Source organism: Hydrogenophaga sp. A37, assembly GCF_002001205.1.
GTDB lineage: Bacteria > Pseudomonadota > Gammaproteobacteria > Burkholderiales > Burkholderiaceae_C > Hydrogenophaga.
The window spans coordinates 1-19,838 of sequence record NZ_MUNZ01000123.1 but is presented as its reverse complement, the minus strand read 5'-3'; the positions used below and the strand labels follow the sequence as shown (position 1 = coordinate 19,838).

At 63.7% G+C, this 19,838-nt stretch carries 19 protein-coding genes and 3 tRNA genes; 10 read left to right on the top strand and 12 right to left on the bottom strand.

Going from position 1 to position 19,838, the window contains the following annotated elements:
- Positions 1-4: 4 nt before the first annotated feature.
- The 4 genes from greB to hrcA form a co-directional block, all read right to left on the bottom strand.
- Entirely contained in the window at positions 5-562 is a 558-nt protein-coding gene (gene greB, locus B0E41_RS16350) for a transcription elongation factor GreB (protein ID WP_077332222.1), read from the bottom strand.
- A 75-nt stretch (positions 563-637) separates the two neighbouring features.
- A tRNA-Arg gene (locus B0E41_RS16345) sits at positions 638-714 on the bottom strand.
- Positions 715-741: 27 nt separating this feature from the next.
- Positions 742-818, bottom strand: a tRNA-Ile gene (locus B0E41_RS16340).
- A gap of 37 nt (positions 819-855) precedes the next feature.
- Positions 856-1,878 carry a heat-inducible transcriptional repressor HrcA gene (gene hrcA, locus B0E41_RS16335; protein WP_077332221.1) on the bottom strand — a complete coding sequence of 341 codons (1,023 nt, stop codon included), beginning with the start codon at positions 1,876-1,878 and terminating at the stop codon, positions 856-858.
- Positions 1,879-2,008: 130 nt separating this feature from the next.
- Here hrcA and B0E41_RS16330 point away from each other — a divergent pair, with 130 nt between their 5' ends.
- The 3 genes from B0E41_RS16330 to rapZ are packed head-to-tail and all read left to right on the top strand — an operon-like array spanning position 2,009 to position 5,526.
- On the top strand, positions 2,009-2,893 hold the full coding sequence (locus B0E41_RS16330; RefSeq protein WP_077332220.1) for an NAD kinase: 885 nt from the start codon (positions 2,009-2,011) through the stop codon (positions 2,891-2,893).
- A 51-nt stretch (positions 2,894-2,944) separates the two neighbouring features.
- On the top strand, positions 2,945-4,588 hold the full coding sequence (recN, locus tag B0E41_RS16325) for a DNA repair protein RecN (protein ID WP_077332219.1): 1,644 nt from the start codon (positions 2,945-2,947) through the stop codon (positions 4,586-4,588).
- Positions 4,585-5,526, top strand: coding sequence for an RNase adapter RapZ (gene rapZ, locus B0E41_RS16320; protein WP_077332218.1), 942 nt, complete (start codon positions 4,585-4,587; stop codon positions 5,524-5,526). Before recN ends, rapZ begins: the two co-directional genes overlap by 4 nt.
- Positions 5,527-5,529: 3 nt before the next feature.
- On the opposite strand, the gene mutY is transcribed toward rapZ, so the two are convergent.
- The 3 genes from mutY to mutM are packed head-to-tail and all read right to left on the bottom strand — an operon-like array spanning position 5,530 to position 9,397.
- Positions 5,530-6,600, bottom strand: coding sequence for an A/G-specific adenine glycosylase (gene mutY, locus B0E41_RS16315; RefSeq protein ID WP_077332217.1), 1,071 nt, complete (start codon positions 6,598-6,600; stop codon positions 5,530-5,532).
- Positions 6,597-8,540 (bottom strand): dynamin family protein, encoded by a 1,944-nt coding sequence (locus B0E41_RS16310; protein WP_077332216.1) that lies wholly within the window; start codon positions 8,538-8,540, stop codon positions 6,597-6,599. The genes mutY and B0E41_RS16310 overlap by 4 nt, the downstream gene beginning before the upstream one ends.
- Positions 8,541-8,581: 41 nt before the next feature.
- The gene (gene mutM / locus B0E41_RS16305; RefSeq protein WP_077332215.1) at positions 8,582-9,397 is read right to left on the bottom strand and encodes a bifunctional DNA-formamidopyrimidine glycosylase/DNA-(apurinic or apyrimidinic site) lyase; all 816 of its coding nucleotides are present in this window, start codon (positions 9,395-9,397) and stop codon (positions 8,582-8,584) included.
- 90 nt (positions 9,398-9,487) lie between these two features.
- On the opposite strand from mutM, the gene B0E41_RS16300 reads away from it, so the two are divergent.
- The 7 genes from B0E41_RS16300 (at position 9,488) to pth (ending at position 15,397) form a co-directional block, all read left to right on the top strand.
- A complete protein-coding gene (locus B0E41_RS16300; RefSeq protein ID WP_077332214.1) occupies positions 9,488-11,281 on the top strand; it encodes a tetratricopeptide repeat protein in 1,794 nt (597 codons plus the stop codon).
- A gap of 50 nt (positions 11,282-11,331) precedes the next feature.
- On the top strand, positions 11,332-11,790 hold the full coding sequence (locus tag B0E41_RS16295) for a lipoprotein insertase outer membrane protein LolB (RefSeq protein WP_171984789.1): 459 nt from the start codon (positions 11,332-11,334) through the stop codon (positions 11,788-11,790).
- A 17-nt stretch (positions 11,791-11,807) separates the two neighbouring features.
- Complete coding sequence (gene ispE / locus B0E41_RS16290) at positions 11,808-12,686, top strand: 4-(cytidine 5'-diphospho)-2-C-methyl-D-erythritol kinase (protein ID WP_077332298.1); 879 nt, start codon at positions 11,808-11,810, stop codon at positions 12,684-12,686.
- Between the two features lie 93 nt (positions 12,687-12,779).
- A tRNA-Gln gene (locus B0E41_RS16285) sits at positions 12,780-12,856 on the top strand.
- Positions 12,857-12,934: 78 nt separating this feature from the next.
- Entirely contained in the window at positions 12,935-13,909 is a 975-nt protein-coding gene (locus tag B0E41_RS16280; RefSeq protein WP_077332296.1) for a ribose-phosphate pyrophosphokinase, read from the top strand.
- A 93-nt stretch (positions 13,910-14,002) separates the two neighbouring features.
- Entirely contained in the window at positions 14,003-14,629 is a 627-nt protein-coding gene (locus B0E41_RS16275) for a 50S ribosomal protein L25/general stress protein Ctc (RefSeq protein WP_077332212.1), read from the top strand.
- A 78-nt stretch (positions 14,630-14,707) separates the two neighbouring features.
- Positions 14,708-15,397, top strand: a complete 690-nt coding sequence (gene pth, locus B0E41_RS16270; RefSeq protein ID WP_077332211.1) for an aminoacyl-tRNA hydrolase — start codon at positions 14,708-14,710, stop codon at positions 15,395-15,397.
- Here the strand turns inward: pth and B0E41_RS16265 are convergent.
- The 5 genes from B0E41_RS16265 to B0E41_RS16245 all read right to left on the bottom strand — a co-directional run bounded on the left by B0E41_RS16265 (position 15,328) and on the right by B0E41_RS16245 (position 19,619).
- Complete coding sequence (locus B0E41_RS16265) at positions 15,328-15,645, bottom strand: YfhL family 4Fe-4S dicluster ferredoxin (protein WP_077332210.1); 318 nt, start codon at positions 15,643-15,645, stop codon at positions 15,328-15,330. The genes pth and B0E41_RS16265 overlap by 70 nt on opposite strands.
- Before the next feature lie 10 nt (positions 15,646-15,655).
- The gene (gene coaD / locus B0E41_RS16260; protein ID WP_077332209.1) at positions 15,656-16,174 is read right to left on the bottom strand and encodes a pantetheine-phosphate adenylyltransferase; all 519 of its coding nucleotides are present in this window, start codon (positions 16,172-16,174) and stop codon (positions 15,656-15,658) included.
- Between the two features lie 23 nt (positions 16,175-16,197).
- Complete coding sequence (rsmD, locus tag B0E41_RS16255) at positions 16,198-16,800, bottom strand: 16S rRNA (guanine(966)-N(2))-methyltransferase RsmD (protein WP_077332208.1); 603 nt, start codon at positions 16,798-16,800, stop codon at positions 16,198-16,200.
- A gap of 165 nt (positions 16,801-16,965) precedes the next feature.
- The gene (locus B0E41_RS16250) at positions 16,966-18,261 is read right to left on the bottom strand and encodes a pitrilysin family protein (RefSeq protein WP_253194935.1); all 1,296 of its coding nucleotides are present in this window, start codon (positions 18,259-18,261) and stop codon (positions 16,966-16,968) included.
- Positions 18,262-18,320: 59 nt separating this feature from the next.
- Entirely contained in the window at positions 18,321-19,619 is a 1,299-nt protein-coding gene (locus B0E41_RS16245; protein ID WP_253194933.1) for a pitrilysin family protein, read from the bottom strand.
- Positions 19,620-19,838 lie beyond the last annotated feature (219 nt).

Sequence of the window (19,838 nt, the reverse complement as noted above, 5' to 3'; positions counted from 1 at the left end):
AGGATCAGACAACGGGCGCTGAATAGGTGACGGACAGCACTTCCAGCTCTTGGACCCCACCGGGGACCACCAGCCGCACCACATCGCCCACGCGCGCTTTCAGCAGCGCGCGCGCGACCGGAGACACCCAGCTGATCTCGTTGTGTGTGCTCCTGGCTTCGTCCACACCCAAAATCGTGACCGTGGTTTCGGCTCCACTGTCGTCGGCGTAAACCACCGTTGCGCCAAAAAACACCTGGTCGCCCCCGTGGTGAAGCGACGAATCCACCACCTCGGCGATTTCCAGTCGCTGCGTCAAAAAGCGTATGCGCCGGTCGATCTCGCGCAAGCGCTTTTTGCCGTACAGATAATCCCCATTCTCCGAGCGGTCGCCGTTGCTGGCGGCCCAGTGCACGATCTCCACGATCTTGGGTCGCTCGTCGTCAATCAGTCCAAACAACTCCGCACGCAGCTGGTCGTAGCCGGCACGGGTGATGTAGTTGACGCCGGTGGGCAACGCGGGCGAGGGCGGTAGCTCGTCGTCTGCGTCGTTGTCGGTCTCGCGGGTGAAGGCCTTGCTCATGAAAAAGTAAGGGCTGAGGAGAAAGCCGATCGGACAAGAAAAAAGCCTGCAGCTTGTGGCTGCAGGCTTTTCATTTGGTGCGGCTGGCAGGAATTGAACCCACGACCCCTTGGTTCGTAGCCAAGTACTCTATCCAGCTGAGCTACAGCCGCTAAGCTTCGTATTCTAGCACGGTTTTTTGGTAGGCCGTGTTGGACTTGAACCAACGACCAAAGGATTATGAGTCCTCTGCTCTAACCAACTGAGCTAACGGCCCCGCAAGGCACGCATTGTAGGGCTCCGTTCATCCCAGCTCACTTGTTGTGGCTCAGCGCATTGCTCACCAGCTTGGCGGTCACATCAACGATCTGGATCATGCGGTCGTAGGGCATGCGTTGCGGGCCAATCACACCCAGAGTGCCCACGACCTGACCGTCCACTTCATAAGGAGCAGTCACCACAGACAGTTCCTGGAATGGCACCACCTGGCTCTCGCCGCCGATGTAGATGCGCACGCCGTCGGCCTGTGTGGACACGTCCAACAGGCGAATGAGCTGGGTCTTCTGTTCAAACAGGTCGAAGAGCTGGCGCAAATGACCCATGTCGCTGGAAAACTCACTGACCGACAGCAAATTGCGTTCGCCAGAAACCACAATGTCTTCTTGCGCCGACCCGGCACCGGTACCGATGTCGACCGCCGCCTGCATCAACTGGGCGATTTCACCGCGCAGCGCATCCACCTCGGTCTTGAGGCGAGCACGCACCTCTTCCATGGTCAAACCTGCATAGTGCGCATTGAGAAAATTGGCGGCCTCCAGCAACTGCGACTGACCAAAATTGACTTGCGTGTGGATGATGCGGTTCTGCACATCCCCATCCGGCGAAACCAGAATCACCAGCACACGACGCTCAGACAGGCTCAGAAACTCGATGTGGCGAAAAACCGAAGCACGCCGCGGCGCCATCACCACGCCCACAAACTGCGACAGACTCGACAACATCTGTGCCGCGTGGCTGATGACCCGCTGAGGCTGGGCGCCAGCCTCAATGCCGCTGGCCCCCATCTCGTCCACACTGACCAGCCCCTCCCGCCGCACCGTGAGCATGGTGTCGACAAACAGGCGGTAACCGCGTGCGGTCGGGATGCGACCGGCTGACGTGTGGGGGCTGGCAATCAGGCCCAACTCTTCCAAGTCGCTCATCACATTGCGGATGGTCGCGGGCGACAACTCCATGCCTGCCGCCTTGGCCAGGGTGCGCGAGCCCACGGGCTGGCCGTCGGCGATGTATCGCTCGACGAGGGCTTTGAGCAGCAACTTGGCGCGGTCATCCAACATGCCTTGATTCTACGGACGCCAGAGAGGCTGCGGCGCCCGTCATGTGCAAGGGTTTTCGGGGGCGGGCCGTGCCCATGCCCTATGTTGTAATTTACCCATGAGCCAGCCCACTTCCCATCGCTTCAGGTCCATGCCCGACGGGAAAGCCTTGCGCTTCGCGCACGTGGCGATCATTGGCAAATACCAGGCCCCAGGCTCGCGCGACGTGGTGGAGGAAGTGGCCCACTTTCTGCACGACGAAGGCTGCGAGGTCTCGCTGGAGCGGGAAACGGCGCTCAACACCGGCCTGCTGCAATACCCCGCGCTGGACGTACCTGCCATGGGCCAGTCCATTGATCTCGCGCTCGTGCTCGGTGGCGACGGCACCATGCTGGGCATCGGGCGGCAACTCGCTCGCTACGGCGTGCCCCTGGTGGGCATCAACCAGGGGCGCCTGGGCTTCATCACCGACATTCCTTTTGACACCTATCGCGACAACCTGGGGTCGATTCTCCGAGGCGAATACGAAGAAGACACGCGTGCGCTGATGGCGGCCAGCGTGTGGCGCGACGGTCGCTGCGTGTTCGAAGCCACTGCCCTCAACGATGTGGTGGTCAACCGCGGCGGCGTGGCCAGCATGATCGAGTTGCGGGTCGAGGTCGACGGCCATTTTGTGGCCAACCAGCGCGCCGATGGCCTGATCATCGCCACCTCCACCGGGTCCACCGCCTACGCGCTCTCTGCTGGCGGGCCCCTGCTACACCCCGCCATCGACGGTTGGGTGATGGCGCCCATTGCCCCCCACACCCTGTCGAACCGGCCCATTGTGTTGCCAGCGCATTGTGAGGTGGCGGTGGAAATCGTCTCGGGCAAGGACGCCAGCGCCAACTTCGACATGCAGTCGCTCACCAGCCTGATGCACGGTGACCGCATCGTGGTGCGGCGCTCGGAGCACACCCTGCGTTTGCTCCACCCCATGGGTTGGAGCTATTTCGACACGCTGCGCAAGAAACTGCACTGGAACGAAGGCGCGTGAAATAGCGGTCAAAATACGACCGCTGTTCCCTTCGCTTTCACTTCCTCTCCCATGAGCCTCAGACGCATCGTTTTGCGCGACTTCGTCATCGTGCAGTCGCTGGACCTGGAACTTGATCAAGGCTTCTGCGTGCTCACCGGCGAAACCGGCGCAGGCAAATCCATTCTGATCGACGCACTGCAACTCGCCCTGGGCGCGCGCGCCGAAAGCGGCGTGGTGCGGGAGGGTGCCGCCCGCTGCGAGATCGCGGCAGAATTCGACACGCCGGTGTCGGTCAAACCCTGGCTGGAAGAACAGGGTTTCTCCAGCGACGAGAGCCTGCTGCTGCGTCGCACCGTGGACACTGAAGGCCGCAGCCGGGGGTGGATCAACGGCAGCGCCGCCACCATGGCGCAGCTCAAGACACTGGCCGACCATCTGGTCGACATTCATGGCCAGCACGCTTGGCAAAGCCTCACCCGCGCTGATGCGGTGCGCGGTCTGCTGGATGCGTACGCAGGCATCGACACCTCGTCCGCCTCGGCGTTGTGGACCCGCTGGCGCCAGCACCGCAAGACCTTGGAAGCCGCCACCGAGCGGCAGAACAGTCTGCAGCTTGAAAGCGAGCGCCTGGCCTGGCAAATCGGCGAGCTGGACAAACTCCAGCCCCTGGCCGGAGAATGGGTAGACATCAACACACAACACAGCCGCCTGGCCAACGCCCAAGGGCTGCAAGACGCCGCTCAGTTGGCTGTGGCGGCGCTGGACGACGAAGAGGGCAGCGCCGCCAGCCTGATCCACCGCGCCCTGGGCGCGCTGCAGGCCCAGGCCCACATTGAGCCGGCCTTCAGCGGGCCAGTCGAAGCGCTGGAGGCGGCCCTCGCCCAGGTGCAGGACACCGTTCACAGCCTGCACCAGTACGCGCGCCACGCCGACCAGGACCCGGCCAGCCTCGAAGCACTCGACCAGCGCCTGTCGCTGTGGATGTCGCTGGCCCGGCGCTATCGGCGCCCGCCCGAAGAGCTGGCCGAGCTGCACGCCACATGGAAAACCGAACTCGCGCAGATCGACCAGGCGTTGGATCTCGACGGCCTGAAGGCCGCTGAACGGCAAGCTTGGAGAGCCTTTGAAACCGAACTCAACGCTTTAAGTAAAAAGCGCCAACAGGCTGCACCCAAGCTGTCAAAGGCGGTGAGCGAAGCCATGCAGACGCTGGGCATGCAGGGTGGTCGGTTCGAGGTGGCTCTGCAGCGCCTGGAAGAGCCACAGGCGAACGGATGGGAGCAGGTGGAGTTTCTCGTCGCGGGTCACGCCGGTGTGAGCCCTCGCCCAGTAGGGAAAGTGGCCTCGGGTGGCGAGCTCTCGCGCATCGCGCTGGCGATCTCGGTGGTCACCAGCCGACTGGGGCAGGCGCCCACCCTGATTTTTGACGAAGTGGACTCGGGCATTGGTGGGGCTGTGGCACACACCGTAGGGCAACTGCTGCGCCAGCTCGGCCGAGATCGCCAGGTGCTCGCCGTGACCCACTTGCCGCAGGTCGCGGCCTGTGGCGACCATCACCTGTTGGTGAGCAAGCGCCAGAGCGGTCGGTCCACCCACAGCACGGTCAGCGTGATCGATCAGGAACACCGCGTGCGCGAGGTCGCGCGCATGCTCGGCGGCAACGACCGCTCTGAAGTTTCGCTCGCGCATGCGCGTGAGCTGCTTGCCGCATGAATACCCTAACGCCGTCCAGCAAGCCTACCGGTGAGATTGAACTGGTGCTCATCACCGGGATGTCGGGCTCGGGGAAATCGGTGGCACTCACCGCGCTCGAAGACCTGGGCTTCTATTGCGTGGACAACCTGCCGCCCGAGCTGCTCGCATCCTTCATTGCGCTGGAGCAGAGCCACCGCGCCAGCAAGGTGGCCATCGCCATGGACGTGCGCAGTGCCGCGTCGTTGCCCGGGCTACCCGCCCGCCTGGCCGACCTCCTCAAACAGCCCGGGCAGCAGATCCACCTGAACACGGTGTTTCTAGACGCCACCACCGACACCCTGGTACGCCGCTTCTCCGAAACGCGCAGACGCCATCCGCTCTCGCTCAAACAGTCGGACGACGAACACCGGGCACTGACCGACGCCATCGAATACGAACGCGAGCTGCTGTCCGAGCTACGCGAGCAGGCCTTGGTGCTCGACACCAGCCTGATCAGACCGGCACGCTTGCGCAGCCACATCAAGGAACTGCTCGGCGCGCAACAGGCACCACTCACCCTGGTGTTCGAGTCGTTTGCGTTCAAACGTGGCATCCCCATGGATGCTGATTTTGTGTTCGATGTCCGCATGCTGCCCAACCCGCACTACGAAGCCGAGCTGCGCCCGCTCACCGGTCGCGACGCACCGGTGGCCGCCTACCTCGCGGAGTACCCGGAGGTGGCACAGATGGAGCGGCAAATCGGCGACTTCCTTCGCCATTGGCTGCCCCAGATGCGGGAAGACCACCGGAGCTATGTGACGGTGGCCATCGGTTGCACGGGCGGGCAACACCGGTCGGTGTATCTGGTGGAGCGGCTGGCCCAGGCGTTTTCGGCGGCGTGGGCCACGCGCTTGCGCCATCGCGAAGTGGATGGATGGCCCGCAACCCAAGCGCGGGCAGCGACGCCCGGCCCCTGACCCTCAGTCGGGCAACTGCTGCAGCAAGGTGCGCAGCGGTGTCGGTAGACCCACTTGATCCAGCCGGTCCAGCAGGACCCACTGGCCCTCTGTATGGGTCACCATCGCCCGATCCGATGGAACGTCCACCAGCAAAGGGTGCAGGCGCAATTCGCGGTGGGTGAGGCTGTGCATGATGGGTGGCAGATCATGCACGTTCAGGCCAGCGAGCTGCGGCGACTCGACGGCGAGCGCCTCGCTTTCAAACACAGGCGCGCAATACAAGCCGGCCCAGATGCCCCGCGCAGGCCGGCGCTCCAGCCAGACCTTCTGCCCCTCCGGCGAAACGTTGCGCCAGATCTGCAGCCACCAGCTTTCGTGCCGCCGCAGCAGCTTGCGCGTCTTGACCGGGTAGCGCTCCACCGTGCCGGCCAAATGGGCGAGGCACATGGACCGCACGGGGCAGCGCTCGCAGCCGGGTCGGGTGCGCGAACAAATGCTGGCCCCCAGATCCATCAGCCCTTGCGTGTAGGCGACCATGTCGGTCGGGGTGGGATCCGCGGGGAGCAAATCCTGCGCCCGGCTCCACAAAGCGCGCTGGGGGGCTGCCTGCGACAGGTCCCCGTCAAACGCCAGCAGGCGGCTCAGCACGCGGCGCACATTGCCGTCGACGATGGAAATCCGCTCACCGTGGCAAAACGCCGCGATCGCCGCAGCGGTGGACGCACCAATGCCGGGCAAGGTCTCCAGCGTCTGTGCATTGGCCGGAAATGCCCCGCCGTGCTCCAACACGACCGTCTGCGCACAGCGGTGCAGGTTGCGCGCGCGACTGTAGTAGCCCAACCCGCTCCAGAGCGTCATCACATCGTCGGTGGGCGCATCGGCAAGCGAGTGAACATCAGGGAACCGCTGCAGAAACCGCTCGTAGTAACCCAGGACGGTGCTGACCTGTGTCTGCTGCAACATGATTTCAGACAGCCAGACGCGGTAAGGATCGCGCGTGCCTTGCCAGGGCAGGTCATGTCGGCCACTGTGTCGTTGCCAACCGATCAGCGCCGGAGCAAAGCCGGCAGCGCCCTCGGCGGCGAGGGTCATGCCGTGACGGCTTCGTCGGGGGCCTCTTCGGGTGCAGCCAGCAGTTGGTCGGTGAGTTCGGCCAGCTTGGCATCCACCAGATTGAGCTCCGCCTGCTGAGACTGCAGCTCACGAATGCGGTCATCCAGGCCACTCGCGGCTTGCTGGATGCGCGAAACCGCCTCGATGCGGCGGCTGAAGTTGCGGCGGCGCTCGCGCAACTGGGCGTCCAGTTGGGCCGCAGCCGACTTGTTCCAGAGCTCCACGGAGTTGACCGCCGTGTCATACACCACCCGCAGGCGACTCATCAACGCTCTCGCCAGGCGCTCAGCGAACTCCGGTTGCGCCAGGCGCAGCGCGTTGCCCAAACTCAGGTACTGCAAGTGACTCTTCTCGATCAACTCCAGGTCCTTGAGGTATTGAGTCAACTGTGGCGGCGTGGGCGGCTGCAGCGAAAATCCGTACTCGGCGTTCAGGTTCTTGAAGCTCCCCTCCAGCATGGACTGAATCTCGGCTGCCAACTGATCAGCGCGCAACAGATCGGTGCGCAGGTGCTCAAAGGTGTTGCCATAGGCCCGCCGCACACCCAGTTTGATGCCCGGTTGCTTGAGTGCACGCGCCAACTCGCTCACATGGGTCTTCAGCTGCGTGGTTCCGAGCAGGGCAAACAGGTCTTTGAGCAGCCGCAGATGGACCGATCGCACCGCCTGGATCTTGGCGCCGCTGGCGTCGAATTCGGCCTGCTCTTGCTCGATGCGCAGTCGCATCTGCTTGATCACACCGGTATTCTTGCCGCGAAGCCCTTCCAACTCTTGAACCTGCTCCACCAGATCGCGCGCCCGTGTGTGCACCAGGCGACCGGTTTCCTGGCGCAAGGCCTGCACCCCTGAAGCCACCGCCGCTCCGAGAATCTGGCGCCGCTGCCCCAGAATATCGCTGCCCAGTGCAGCCTCCAACTCCATGAGGTTGCTGGCCTGCAAAAGCTTGTCGTCACGACTGACTTTCGCCAGCAAGCCCTTTTGCGCCGACACCGCAATCACCTGCCGAGGCGACAGCCCCAGCACATCGGCCGAGTCCGTCCGCTGCGAAGCGATTTGCAGCTGCACCTGCTCAGGCGAACTCAGCGCGTCCCACATGGTGTCGATCTTGTTGAGCACCACCAGGCGGGTGGCCTGACCGTCAGCCAACCCCGTGATGTGCTGGCGCCAGATCGCCAGATCGGACTTGGTCACGCCCGCATCGGCCGCCAGAATGAACACCACGGCGTGCGCCTGCGGCAACAGGCTCACGGTGAGTTCGGGTTCGGCCCCGATGGCATTCAGTCCTGGCGTGTCCAGAATCACCAGACCCTGCTTGAGCAGGGGGTGCGCCATGTTGATCAGCGCGTGGCGCCACTTGGGGACCTCGACCATGCCGTCGGCACCCACCGGCGGGTTGTCGTCGGGCAGGTCGTCGTTCCAGAAACCGAGCGCTGCCGCTTCGGACCGGCTGATCCGACGCACCTCGGCCACCTTCTGGATGGCCCGCGCGAGCTGCTGGGGATCGTTGACATCCAGATCCACCCGTTCCCATTTGGAGGTTGAATTGCGCCAGTCCAGCAGCGACTTGGATTGCAGCCGGGTCTCGATGGGCAGCAACCGCAAACAAGGTGGAATTTCGGCGTCGTACCCCAGTTCGGTGGGGCACATGGTGGTGCGACCGGCGCTCGCGGGCATGATGCGCCGCCCGTACCCGGCAAAAAACACCGCATTGATGAGCTCGGACTTTCCGCGTGAGAACTCGGCCACGAAGGCCACCATGATCTTGTCGTTCTTGACCTGAACGTGCAGCTGGTCCAGTCGTTCTCGAACCCCAGCCTCCAGCAGGTCGTGATCGCTGAGCCATTCGGACATCAGCTTGAGCCGCAGCGCAAACTGCTTGCGCCAGGCGCCGTGCTCGTCAAATTCTTGATTGAAGCTCATGTGCCGGTGGGGGTGTTTGGAGGCAATATAGCATCGTGCCTTCAGGCCTTCTGACAGCCCGGGCAGAAAAAGCTGGATCGCTGCCCTTGCTTGAGCTGCCGGATCGGGGTACCGCAAATGCGGCAGGGCAGCCCTTCTCGGGCGTACACCATGGCATCGAGTTGAAAATAGCCACTCTGCCCGTCGGCGCTGGAAAAGTCTCGCAGCGTACTCCCGCCCAGCGCCAGAGCCCGCTGCAACACAGCGATCACTGCGCCGTGCAGCCGCGCCGCTCGGGGACCACTGAGCCGATCAGCCCGCAACGTCGGGCGGATGCCGGCGAAGAACAGCGCCTCTGAAGCGTAAATGTTGCCCACACCCACCACGATATCCCCCGCGAGCAGCACCTGTTTGACGCTGGCACGACGCTGCCGCAGCGCCAGGTGGAAGGATCGCGGATCAAACCCAGAGTCCAGCGGCTCCACCCCGAGCCGGTCCAGCAGCTTCCTGGCACGAGGGTCTTCAACCGAATCCGCATAGACCACCGCACCGAACCGCCGTGGATCGTGCAGACGCAGCAGCCCGCGACTGGTCTGAAGTTCAAAGTGATCGTGCACCCCACGCGCGGGAAGGCTGGAAGCAAACTGCAAGCTGCCTGACATGCCCAGGTGCAACAACAGCAGGCCTTGATCCAGCTCGATCAGAAGGTACTTGCCCCGCCGCCCGACGGTTTTGACCTCGCGTCCCCGCAGGCTCGATGGCTCGCAACCCAACGGCCAACGCAACGGCTTCCCCATCGTCAAACCGAGCACTTTCGCTCCAGCGATGCGATCAGCAAAGCTGCGGCGCGTGACTTCAACTTCGGGCAATTCGGGCATGAGGCAACTATTTTTTGAGAACGTTGGAACGCAAGCAGCAGCCGGTGACTCCCTCCCTGCGAGCCACCATCATTCCATTATCATGATCCGATGAACACCCTCTACAAACCCTGCCAACGTGGCCACAAGCGCCGAGCCATCTGGCTGGCCCTGAGTGGCCTGCTGTGCCTCAGCGTGCTGGGTTCACCTCTGCAGGTGCTGGCCCAGGAGCCTGTGAGTGAGTCCGAAGCCACAGTGAACAACTCAAGCCTTAGTGCACCGTTGTTCTACCAGTTGTTGCTGGGCGAGCTCAATGTGGCGGAGGGAGAACCGGGCACGGCCTATTCGCTGATCCTGGACGCAGCGCGAAAGCAAAACGACCCGCTGCTGTATCGACGCGCCGTGGACATCGCGCTGGAGGCTCGCTCCGGCGATGCCGCTCTGGCAGCCGCAAGGGCTTGGTCTCAGGCAATTCCCGCATCGACCGACGCAGATCGCTTCGAACTTCAGATCCTGCTGGCGCTCAATCTGGTGCCCGAAACCGGACCGGTGCTGCGCAAACTGATCGAGAAAGCACCTTCCGCCAGTCGCAACGATGCCATTAACAGCATCCCTCCCATTTTTTCCCGAGTGCCTGACAAAGCGCTGGCACTGCAAGTGGTTCGTGAAGCCTTGGCGCCTTCATTGAAGTCACCTGCGCACTCCGCTGCTGCCTGGACGACGATCGGTTTCATGGAGCTCGCGGACAATCAGTTGCCCCAGGCACTGACGTCTGCACGCAGCGGACACAACGCCGAGCCTTCGTCTGCCTTTCCAGCGCTGCTTGCGCTGGAGTTGATGGAGCGCGGACAAAGCGCTGCCGAAGCCGTGGTGCGCGGACAGCTCAAGGCAAGCCCGCCCTCAGCGGGCAGTCCCGCCATCGTGGCCCTGGCCTACGCCCGCATCCTGTTTGACCTTCAGCGCAACGCCGAAGCCTTGGTCTTGCTGGACAACCTGACCCGCATCCAGCCAGAGGTCATGGAGTCCTGGTTGCTGCTGGCCACTTTGCAAGTGCAAAGCAACCGTCTACCGGCCGCCACACAATCACTGCAAACGTATATGGGGCTGGCCCGACAGGCCGGCGACGAACGCGCAGCACGGGGATTGACCCAGGCTTACCTGCTGATGGCTCAGATCGCCGAGAAGAAGAAGGACTTCGCCGCCGCCAATGCCTGGCTGGACCGCATCGAAAACGCCGACGACATCATGGCCGCCCAGATGCGCCGAGCCTCGCTACTGGCACACCAAGGGCAGATGGCCAAAGCACGGGCCCTGCTGCGCAACCATCCGGAACGTCGCCCTGAGGATGCCAGGCTCAAGTTCGTGGCCGAAGCCCAGTTGTTGCGCGACTTCAAAGAATGGCAAAAAGCCTACGAGGTCTACGGCGAGGCCGTGACCCGTTTTCCTCAAGACAGCGATCTGATCTACGACCAGGCCATGATGGCAGAGAAAATCGGCCAGCTCGACGCCATGGAGGGCCTGTTTCGCCAGGTGATCGCGATCAAACCCGAACATCACCACGCTTACAACGCGCTTGGGTACTCGCTCGCCGACAGAAGCCTGCGTCTGCCAGAGGCCAAGCAGTTGATCGAAAAGGCCGTGGCCCTGGCACCCGATGACGCCTACATTCAGGACAGTCTGGGGTGGGTGGAGTTCCGCATGGGCAACGCCGGGCGTGCAACGGAAATCCTGCGAGCCGCCTATGTGAAGCGGCCGGACGCAGAGATCGCGGCCCACCTTGGCGAGGTGCTGTGGGCACAGGGACAACGTGATGAGGCACTCAAGATCTGGCGCGAAGGACTGCTGCTCGCCAGCGACAACGAAACGCTGCAAGGCACCCTGCAGCGTTTGGGTGTCAAACCATGATTCCGGCGGTCGACAGGCGCGCCGTGTGGCGCGGATGCACTGTGGGTGCGATGGGTGTCGTCTTGCTGCTGGCCGGATGTGCCACCCCCGCACCGAGTGTTCCGGTCGATGAATCACCGTTCTGGAGTGGCCGTCTTGCCCTGACGGTCGACAGCGATCCACCCCAATCGTTTTCGGCGGGTTTTGATCTCCGGGGAACCCCACAAGCCGGGGAACTGCAACTGAACTCCCCCTTGGGCAACGCTCTGGCCACGGTCCGCTGGGCACCCGACAGCGCAGAGCTGCTCCAGGGTGACAAAGTCACCCGACGCCCGACGCTGGATGCCTTGACCACGGAGCTTGGAGGCCAGGCGTTGCCAGTGACCGCGTTGTTCTCTTGGCTTCGCGGGCGCGACGCAGGGGCCAGCGGCTGGCAGGCAGACCTTTCCCGCCAGGCCACCGGGCACATTGTCGCCAGACGCTCGCAGCCGCTCCCGACGGCCGAATTGCGCATCGTTTTTCACCCATGATCTCGCCCAGAGAACCCTTGAAGCAATTGTTGAACGTTGCGGCACCCGCGAAGCTCAACCTGTTCCTCCACATCAATGGCCAACGCCCCGATGGCTACCACCTGCTGCAGTCGGTCTTCATGCTGATTGACTGGTGTGACACCTTGCACTTCGATTTGCGCATCGATGGGGGCTTGAGTCGCGAAGACATTCAGCCCGCCAAGCTTCCCCCGGAAGACCTCTGCTTGAAAGCCGCGCGCGCTTTGCAGCAAGCCACCAGCTGTGACATGGGCGCACACATCCGGCTCGAAAAACGCATCCCCGCCGAGGCCGGCATGGGCGGTGGCTCGTCCGATGCAGCCACTTGTTTGATCGCGCTCAACCGCCTGTGGGGCCTGGGTTTGAAGCGCAGCGAGCTGGCCGCCATCGGTCTTGGACTGGGTGCCGATGTGCCGTTTTTCATCGGTGGCAGAAACGCATGGGTCGAGGGCGTAGGGGAGCAATTGACACCCATCTCACTGCCGCCCGCGCGCTTCGCCGTGATCAAGCCGGCGGCCGGCGCCTCCACCCAGGCCATTTTCAGCGCTCCAAATCTTCAACGGGCTACAAAAACTGCTACAATTCAAGGCTTTGCTGCAAACAACACACACGGATTGTTGACTTGCGATCTCCAGGCCCTCCTGGCGTTCGGACACAACGATCTGCAACCCGTCGCTCAGGCCCTGTGCCCCGATGTGGTGAGGTGCTTGGATTGGCTTTCGACTCGCGGCCTGCGAGGCAGAATGACCGGATCGGGCACGGCGGTGTTTGCGCAAATGCTGCAGGCCGTGGACCTGTCCGGTGCGCCGGATGACTGGGTGGTTCGCGAATGCAGCAACATGGATGCACATCCATTGCTTGACTGGTGCACCGATTAGAATCGGAGCGCGCACCAGCCCAGACAGTGAATGCGCAACCTGCGACATTTTTTGGGTCGCCTGTCCAGCGAAAGCAGCACAGGTGTCCTGAGTAGGGGAGTCGCCAAGTTGGTAAAGGCACTGGATTTTGATTCCAGCATGCGAGGGTTCGAGTCCTTCCTCCCCTGCCACCATTTTTCATGAAACACATGCAGCGGCGATGCCGCTGCACGGCCATCGCCCTGGCCGTCGATACAGCTGGGAATACCATGCAAGTTCAGCCCCCGGATTTCATGATTTTCACCGGCAATGCGAACCCCGTGCTGGCCGCCGAAATTGCCCAGCACCTGGGCACGCAACTGGGCTCCGCCAACGTGGGTCGCTTCTCTGATGGTGAAGTCACAGTGGAAATCACGCAAAACGTGAGAACCCGTGAAGTTTTCGTGATCCAGTCCACCTGTGCGCCGACCAATGAGAACCTGATGGAACTCATCATCATGGTCGATGCGCTCAAGCGCGCTTCGGCCTCGCGCATTTCGGCCGTGATTCCCTACTTCGGCTACGCCCGCCAGGACCGCCGCCCACGCTCCAGTCGTGTTCCGATCACCGCCAAGGTGGTCGCCAACATGCTACAGGCGGTTGGCGTTGATCGCGTCCTGACCATGGACTTGCACGCCGATCAGATTCAGGGCTTCTTCGACATTCCGGTCGACAACATCTACGCATCACCCGTGCTGCTGGGTGACCTGCGCGCCAAGAATTACACCGACCTGCTGGTTGTGTCGCCCGACGTGGGCGGTGTGGTGCGTGCGCGTGCACTGGCCAAGCAGCTCAATTGCGACATGGCCATCATCGACAAGCGCCGCCCCAAGGCCAACGTCTCCGAAGTGATGCACGTCATCGGTGACATCGAAGGCCGCAACTGCGTGATCATGGACGACATGATCGACACCGCCGGCACGCTCGTGAAAGCTGCCGAAGTGCTGAAAGAGCGCGGCGCCAAGAGCGTTTACGCCTACTGCACGCACCCGATTTTTTCCGGCCCTGCCATCGAACGCATTGCCAAGGGCAACGCGCTCGACGAAGTGGTCGTGACCAACACCATTCCCCTGTCGCAAGCCGCCCAGGCATGCGCCAAAATACGCCAGCTCTCCGTGGCGCCGCTGATGGCCGAAACCATCGCGCGCATTGCCTCGGGCGAGTCGGTCATGAGTTTGTTTGCCGATCAGGACAACCTTTTCTGAGGTCCTGACAGCAGCAAAAAAGCAGGCTGCCATGTGGCAGTCTTTTTCAACCCGAGGCGTTCTGGTCGCGGAACCCCTCAACAGGAGTCAGTCATGCAATTTGTCGCTTTTGAGCGCGCCAAGCAGGGTACGGGTGCGAGCCGCCGTCTGCGCATCACCGGTCGCGCGCCCGGTATCGTTTTTGGTGGTGAGTCCAAGGCCGAGATGATCGAACTCGATCACAACGCCCTGTGGCACGCCCTGAAGAAAGAGTCTTTCCACGCATCCATCCTCGACATGGAACTCGCCGGCAAGGTCCAGAAGGTTTTGCTGCGCGACGTGCAGTACCACCCCTACAAGCCGCAAGTCCTCCACATCGACTTCCAGCGCGTGGACGATAAAACCCGTCTGCACAAGAAGGTGCCGCTGCACTTCGTGGGCGCCGAAGAGTCCCCCGCCGTGAAAATCGACAAGTGCGTGGTCAGCCATGTCATGACCGAAATCGAAATCGAGTGCCTGGCCACCCAGTTGCCCGAGCACATCACGGTGGACCTGAGCAAAGCCACGACGGGCGCTGCCATCCACACCGGTGACATCGAACTGCCCAAGGGCATCAAGCTGGTTCTGCACGGCCGCAGCAACCTGACCCTGGCCACGATGGTGGCGCCGATTGCCGAAGTGGTCGCAGCCCCTGTGGTCGCCGCCGTCGACGACAAGAAGAAGGGCAAGGGCAAGAAGTAAGCACAACGCGCTTCTCTCTGCTCAAAACGGCTCGCTTCGGCGGGCCGTTTTCATTTCAGCCCTTGAGATAATCCCCCCATGATCAAGCTCATCGCGGGCCTCGGCAATCCCGGCCCTGAATACGAACACACGCGCCACAACGCCGGCTTTTGGTGGGTGGACGAAGCCGCCCGCTTGCTCAAAGTGCCGTTGCAAATGGAGCGCGGCCATTTTGGTCTGATTGCGCGGGCCAACGTGGGTGGACAAAGCATCTGGTTGGTTGAACCCCAGACCTTCATGAACCTCTCAGGCAAATCCGTGGCGTCGGTGGCACGCTTTTTCAAGATCGCGCCAGAGGAGGTGCTGGTGGTGCACGATGAGCTGGATCTGCCGCCGGGCGAAGCCAAACTCAAAAAGGGCGGTGGCCACGCCGGACACAACGGTCTGCGCGACATCCACACCCAATTGGGCAGCGCCGAGTACTGGCGCCTGCGCATAGGCATCGGGCACCCCGGCAACAAGAACGAGGTGGCCAACTGGGTGCTGAAAAAACCATCACCCGACGACCGCATTGCCATTGCGCAAACGCTGGACCGGACGCTCAAGGCCCTGCCGAACCTGATCGCTGGCGACATGGACAAGGCCACGGCCCTGATCCACACCAGCAAACCTCCACGCCCGAAGCCGCCGAGGCCGCCCACAACCGACGGCGCAGGCCCTCAGCCTGCTGTGGGAGCTGCTGAGGGAGTGCCCAAAGGTGGCCCCTCATCCGCCGCAGACAAGGACTGACCCGATTTGGTCAGGCGCTGGTATTTCTGCCAAAGCGTTTCACGGGTTTCCACGTGCGCCGGGTTCACGGGAATGCAATCCACAGGGCAGACCTGCATGCACTGGGGCTCATCGAAGTGCCCGACACACTCGGTGCATTTGTCGGGGTCGATCTCGTAGATCTCCACGCCCATGTAGATCGCCTGGTTCGGGCACTCAGGTTCGCAGACATCGCAATTGATGCACTCGTCGGTGATCATCAGAGCCATGGAGTCACCCTCATGCTTGCAAGGGCTGTGGCTTGAGGCGCTGTGCCACAGACGGGCTGACCATTTGCGACACGTCGCCACCGAGCATCGCAATCTCGCGCACCAGCGTGCTCGAAATACATTGCAGCTCGGCCTGTGGCAGCAGGAACACGGTCTCCACCGCGGGGTGCAGTTTCCGGTTCATCGCCGCCATCTGCACCTCGTAGTCGAAGTCGGTCATGTTGCGGATACCGCGGACCACCGCGTGAGCGCCCTGTTGGCGGCAAAAATCCATGATCAAACCGTCGAAAGGCAGCGCCCGCAACCGGCCTGGCATCGCGGTACCGGCTTCGGTCACCAGGTCCATGCGCTCCTTCAGGCTGAACCGGGTCTTCTTGTGGTGGGCCATGGCCACTGCGACGATCACTTCGTCAAACAGTTGTGCGGCGCGGCGCGCCACATCGTCGTGACCCAAAGTCCAGGGATCAAAAGTGCCGCTGTACACCGCCACACGCGGTGAGCGCACGGAGCGGGAAGCGTCGGCGTTCATGGCGGAATTATGCGCGAGCGCTCTCACTGCGCGGGCAACAACCGCAGCAGGTGAAAGGCCACCGAACCTGCCTTGCCATCCCGATGCAGCTGCAGGCCCAACTGGGCCAGTTCGTCGCCGCCCCATGCCCGCGGGGCTTCGAGGTAGATGAAGCCCTCATCGCGCACGCACTGGCGCGCCGCGCGCAGGGCCGCGAGGTAGAGCTCGTCGTTGCCGTCGCCGAACGGCGGATCGAGAAACACCAAGTCCAGCCCTTGCCCACGGCGCTGCAGCAGGGCGGCGACGCCGTCGCCCCGCTCCACACGCACCGTGTCGGCCTTGAGCCGCTCCCGCACCGCAGTGAGGCCACGCGCCAGCACCGGGTCTTGTTCCACCAGCACCACCTCGGTCGCCCCGCGCGAAGCGGCCTCCAGACCCAGCGCGCCGGTGCCAGCGAAAGCATCGATGCACCGAAAACCGCGCAAGTCCTGACCGAGCCAGTTGAACAGCGTTTCACGCACCCGCGCCGGCGTGGGCCGCAAGCCGGGTCGGTCGACCACCGGCAGCTTGCTGCGCTTCCAGAGGCCGCCAATGATGCGGACTTCGTGAGGGGCGTTGACGGTGGGGCGTGGAACGGGTTTCTTCATGCCCTGAGCTTACCAAGCTGGTGTGGTGTGGTCACTCGCAGCGCGGGTTGTGTGGCTCATCATCCGGCGCAACATGCTCCAGCCAAGGATGCGGCGGAACCGGCTCTGCCGGGCCGCATCGCATCGCCCCTTTGAGGGGGTCGCGCGCAGCGCGGCGGGGGTGACCTATCGTGCTCCGCCCACGACCACCGTCACCATGCGGTCCGGCTGCAGCACGCGGGCAAAGGCGCGGCGGATGTCGGCCACGCTGACCGACTGCACGCTCGCGGTCCAGGTGTCCAGGTAGTCCAACGGCAAGCCATTCCAGGCGATGTTGGCCACGTTGTCCAGCAGCTTGCGGTTGCTGTCGATGCGCAGGGCGAAGCCGTTGATCAGGTAGTCCTTCGCCGCCTGCAGTTCGTCGCCTGTCGGCCCTTCGTCAACAAAGCGTTTCACCACCTCGCGGGCCACGCCCAAGGCCTGCTCGGCCTGGTCGGGGCGGGTGGTCAGACCGACTTGAAACGTGCCTGCATAAAGGCCCGGTGCAAAGTAGCTGTAGGCGCTGTAGCTCAAGCCACGCTTCTCGCGCACCTCGGTCGTGAGGCGCGACACGAAACCGCCGCCACCGAGGATGTAGTTGCCCACGAACAGTGGGAAAAAGTCAGGGTCGTTGCGGCGGTGACCGGGTTGTCCCAGCAACACCTGGGCTTGCGCAGCATCGAAGGGCAACCGCCGCTCCACCGCTTGCTCCAGTGGCAAGACCGGGGCCACGCCGGCCAGCGGTTCGCAGCCGTGCGGCGCGAGTGCCGCCATGAATCGGTCCACGATGCGTTCAGCTGTGGCGCGGTTGATGGCACCCACCAGGCTGACCTGGGCCCGGCAGGCGGCGGCATGGCGCCGGTAGAACGAGCGCATGTCGTCCACGGTGATGGCGCTCACCGTGGCGGCGGTGGCTTCGTGCCCATAAGGATGATCCCGGTACACCGCCTGCGAAAAAGCGCGACCGGCATGTGTGCCCGGTCGCGTTTCGGCTTCCTTCATCGATGCCACCCAGCGCTGACGGTCGCGCTGCCAGATCGCATCAGGCCAGGCGGGCGCGGCCAGTTGCCGGGCCGCCAGCGCCACCGCGCGCTCCAGCAGATCGGGCTCGGTCAGGGTGCGCAGGGAGACGCTGAATCTGTCCCCCCCAGCCTGCGTGCCCATCTGGGCGCCCAGGTCCACCCAGGCTTCGCTCAGTTGGTTCTCGTCGAGCGCCGACTGGCCCTGGTGAGCAGCCACACCGGCGGACATCAGCGACGCCGTGGCGCTGGCCAAACCGGCTTGGGCCGCCGGGTCTCGCAAGGACCCTCCGTCCATATCGATCTGCACGTCGAGCATGGGGATCGCCGGGCTGGCCACGAGGTAGACCCGCGCGCCGCTGGGGTGCGTCCAATGCTGGATGGGAATGGCGGCCTGCGCTGGCAGCGCCACGGCGAGCCCCATGGCGACCGAAAGAAACCAGCGGACGCTGGCCGCAAGAGAGGTGTGCAACATGGTCACTTTCAATGCCGTCCGAGCACCGGGCGCGGACCGACGGGTGCAGCGGGCGTGCGGCGCGTGGGATCGGGCACGAGCACCGCCGTGTTCAAGCGGTCGTCCGAAAAATGGCGCTGGGCCACCGAACGCACCTGCTCGGCCGTCACCGCGCGCAGTTGCGCCATCAGACGCTCACCGCTCTGGATGTCCATGCCGTTGACCCAGTAAGTGCCGAGTTCCTGCGCCTGGTTGTAGACCGAGTCGAGCTTGTAGATCTCGCCAGCCGCCCATTGGGTCTTGACGCGCCGCAGCTCGGTGTCGCTGATGCCGTCGCGCGCCACGCGGGCCACCTCTGCCTGCAAAGCCTGGATCGCCGTGTCGGCGCTCACGCCCGCCGCGGGCACGGCGGTGAGCGAGAACTGCGCCGGGCCGCGCCCCAGCAAACCATAGGACGCGCTGGCGCTGTCGGCCACACGAGGCCCCTTTTCACCCTGCACCAGGGCACGGTCCATCCGGGCGCCGCTGTAGCCGTCGAGCACCGCAGACAGCACCGCCAGCGCCAAGGCGTCCTGGCTCGCGGGATCTTGCGCCTGCGGGTCCCGCAGACCGGGCACGGGATAGGCCAGCGCGACCAAGGCCTGTTCGGTCGCCGCTCGGTAGGCCATGCGTCGCGGCCCCACCTGTTCGGGCTCCAGGCGCGGCTTGCGCACGGGCACCGGGCGGGCGGCGATGCCACCGTAGATCTTTTCGGCCAGCGCATGCACCTGTGCCACGTCCACGTCTCCGGCGATCACCACCGCTGCATTTCCGGGCACGTACCAGCGCTGGTGGAAGTCGCGCACGTCCTGCGGCGTCATCGCATCAAGGTCGCTCATCCAGCCGATCACCGGGCGCCGGTACGGGCTGGCCTGGTAGGTCATGGCGGTGAAGGCCTCGAACATGCGGCCGCGCGGGGACTCCTCGGTGCGCTGGCGCCGCTCTTCCTTGATCACTTCGATCTCGCGTTTGAACTCGTCGTCTTCCCACCGGTTGTGGGCAAAACGGTCGGCCTCCAGACGCATCACCGCCTCCAGGTGCTGGGCCGGTACCTGCTGGTGGTAGGCGGTGTTGTCGCGGCTGGTGAAAGCGTTTTCGCGCCCGCCCAGCGCGGCCACGCGGCGCGAAAACTCACCGGGCTTCAGGCTGGGCGTGCCCTTAAACATCATGTGTTCCAGCGCATGGGCCACGCCCGAGGTGCCGTCGACCTCGTCCATGGAACCCACACGCACCCACAGCATGTGCACCACCGTCGGCGCGCGCCGGTCGGGCTTGACGATCAGGGTCATGCCGTTGGCCAGCGTGAAAGATTGCGCCTGCTCGGTGGCAGCAACCGCCGCAGGGCCCCACCCCGACGTGGAGGCCACGCCAACGACGCAGACGGCGCGGAACCAAGTCAGAAAAGTGGACAAAGGTCGTTTCATAGAATGTGGTGGACTCCAAAGATTGAAACATGTTCTCGTTCTTCCGAAAAAAATCTCCTGCACCGCCCGCCCCTGCCCCCATGG

Excerpts from the sequence above, each read along its gene's own strand:
- B0E41_RS16330 (WP_077332220.1), top strand. The coding sequence starts at position 2,009 with ATGCCCGACGGGAAAGCCTTGCGCTTCGCGCACGTGGCGATCATTGGC.
- B0E41_RS16265 (WP_077332210.1), bottom strand. The coding sequence starts at position 15,645 with ATGGCTCTGATGATCACCGACGAGTGCATCAATTGCGATGTCTGCGAA.
- B0E41_RS16310 (WP_077332216.1), bottom strand. The coding sequence starts at position 8,540 with ATGAGCTTCAATCAAGAATTTGACGAGCACGGCGCCTGGCGCAAGCAG.
- hrcA (WP_077332221.1), bottom strand. The coding sequence starts at position 1,878 with ATGTTGGATGACCGCGCCAAGTTGCTGCTCAAAGCCCTCGTCGAGCGA.
- rsmD (WP_077332208.1), bottom strand. The coding sequence starts at position 16,800 with ATGAAGAAACCCGTTCCACGCCCCACCGTCAACGCCCCTCACGAAGTC.
- B0E41_RS16250 (WP_253194935.1), bottom strand. The coding sequence starts at position 18,261 with ATGGGGCTCGCCGTGGCGCTGCCAGCGCAGGCCGCCATTCCCATCCAG.
- B0E41_RS16300 (WP_077332214.1), top strand. The coding sequence starts at position 9,488 with ATGAACACCCTCTACAAACCCTGCCAACGTGGCCACAAGCGCCGAGCC.
- mutM (WP_077332215.1), bottom strand. The coding sequence starts at position 9,397 with ATGCCCGAATTGCCCGAAGTTGAAGTCACGCGCCGCAGCTTTGCTGAT.
- B0E41_RS16295 (WP_171984789.1), top strand. The coding sequence starts at position 11,332 with ATGGGTGTCGTCTTGCTGCTGGCCGGATGTGCCACCCCCGCACCGAGT.
- rapZ (WP_077332218.1), top strand. The coding sequence starts at position 4,585 with ATGAATACCCTAACGCCGTCCAGCAAGCCTACCGGTGAGATTGAACTG.
- pth (WP_077332211.1), top strand. The coding sequence starts at position 14,708 with ATGATCAAGCTCATCGCGGGCCTCGGCAATCCCGGCCCTGAATACGAA.
- B0E41_RS16275 (WP_077332212.1), top strand. The coding sequence starts at position 14,003 with ATGCAATTTGTCGCTTTTGAGCGCGCCAAGCAGGGTACGGGTGCGAGC.
- B0E41_RS16245 (WP_253194933.1), bottom strand. The coding sequence starts at position 19,619 with ATGACCCTGATCGTCAAGCCCGACCGGCGCGCGCCGACGGTGGTGCAC.
- recN (WP_077332219.1), top strand. The coding sequence starts at position 2,945 with ATGAGCCTCAGACGCATCGTTTTGCGCGACTTCGTCATCGTGCAGTCG.
- coaD (WP_077332209.1), bottom strand. The coding sequence starts at position 16,174 with ATGAACGCCGACGCTTCCCGCTCCGTGCGCTCACCGCGTGTGGCGGTG.
- mutY (WP_077332217.1), bottom strand. The coding sequence starts at position 6,600 with ATGACCCTCGCCGCCGAGGGCGCTGCCGGCTTTGCTCCGGCGCTGATC.
- greB (WP_077332222.1), bottom strand. The coding sequence starts at position 562 with ATGAGCAAGGCCTTCACCCGCGAGACCGACAACGACGCAGACGACGAG.
- B0E41_RS16280 (WP_077332296.1), top strand. The coding sequence starts at position 12,935 with ATGCAAGTTCAGCCCCCGGATTTCATGATTTTCACCGGCAATGCGAAC.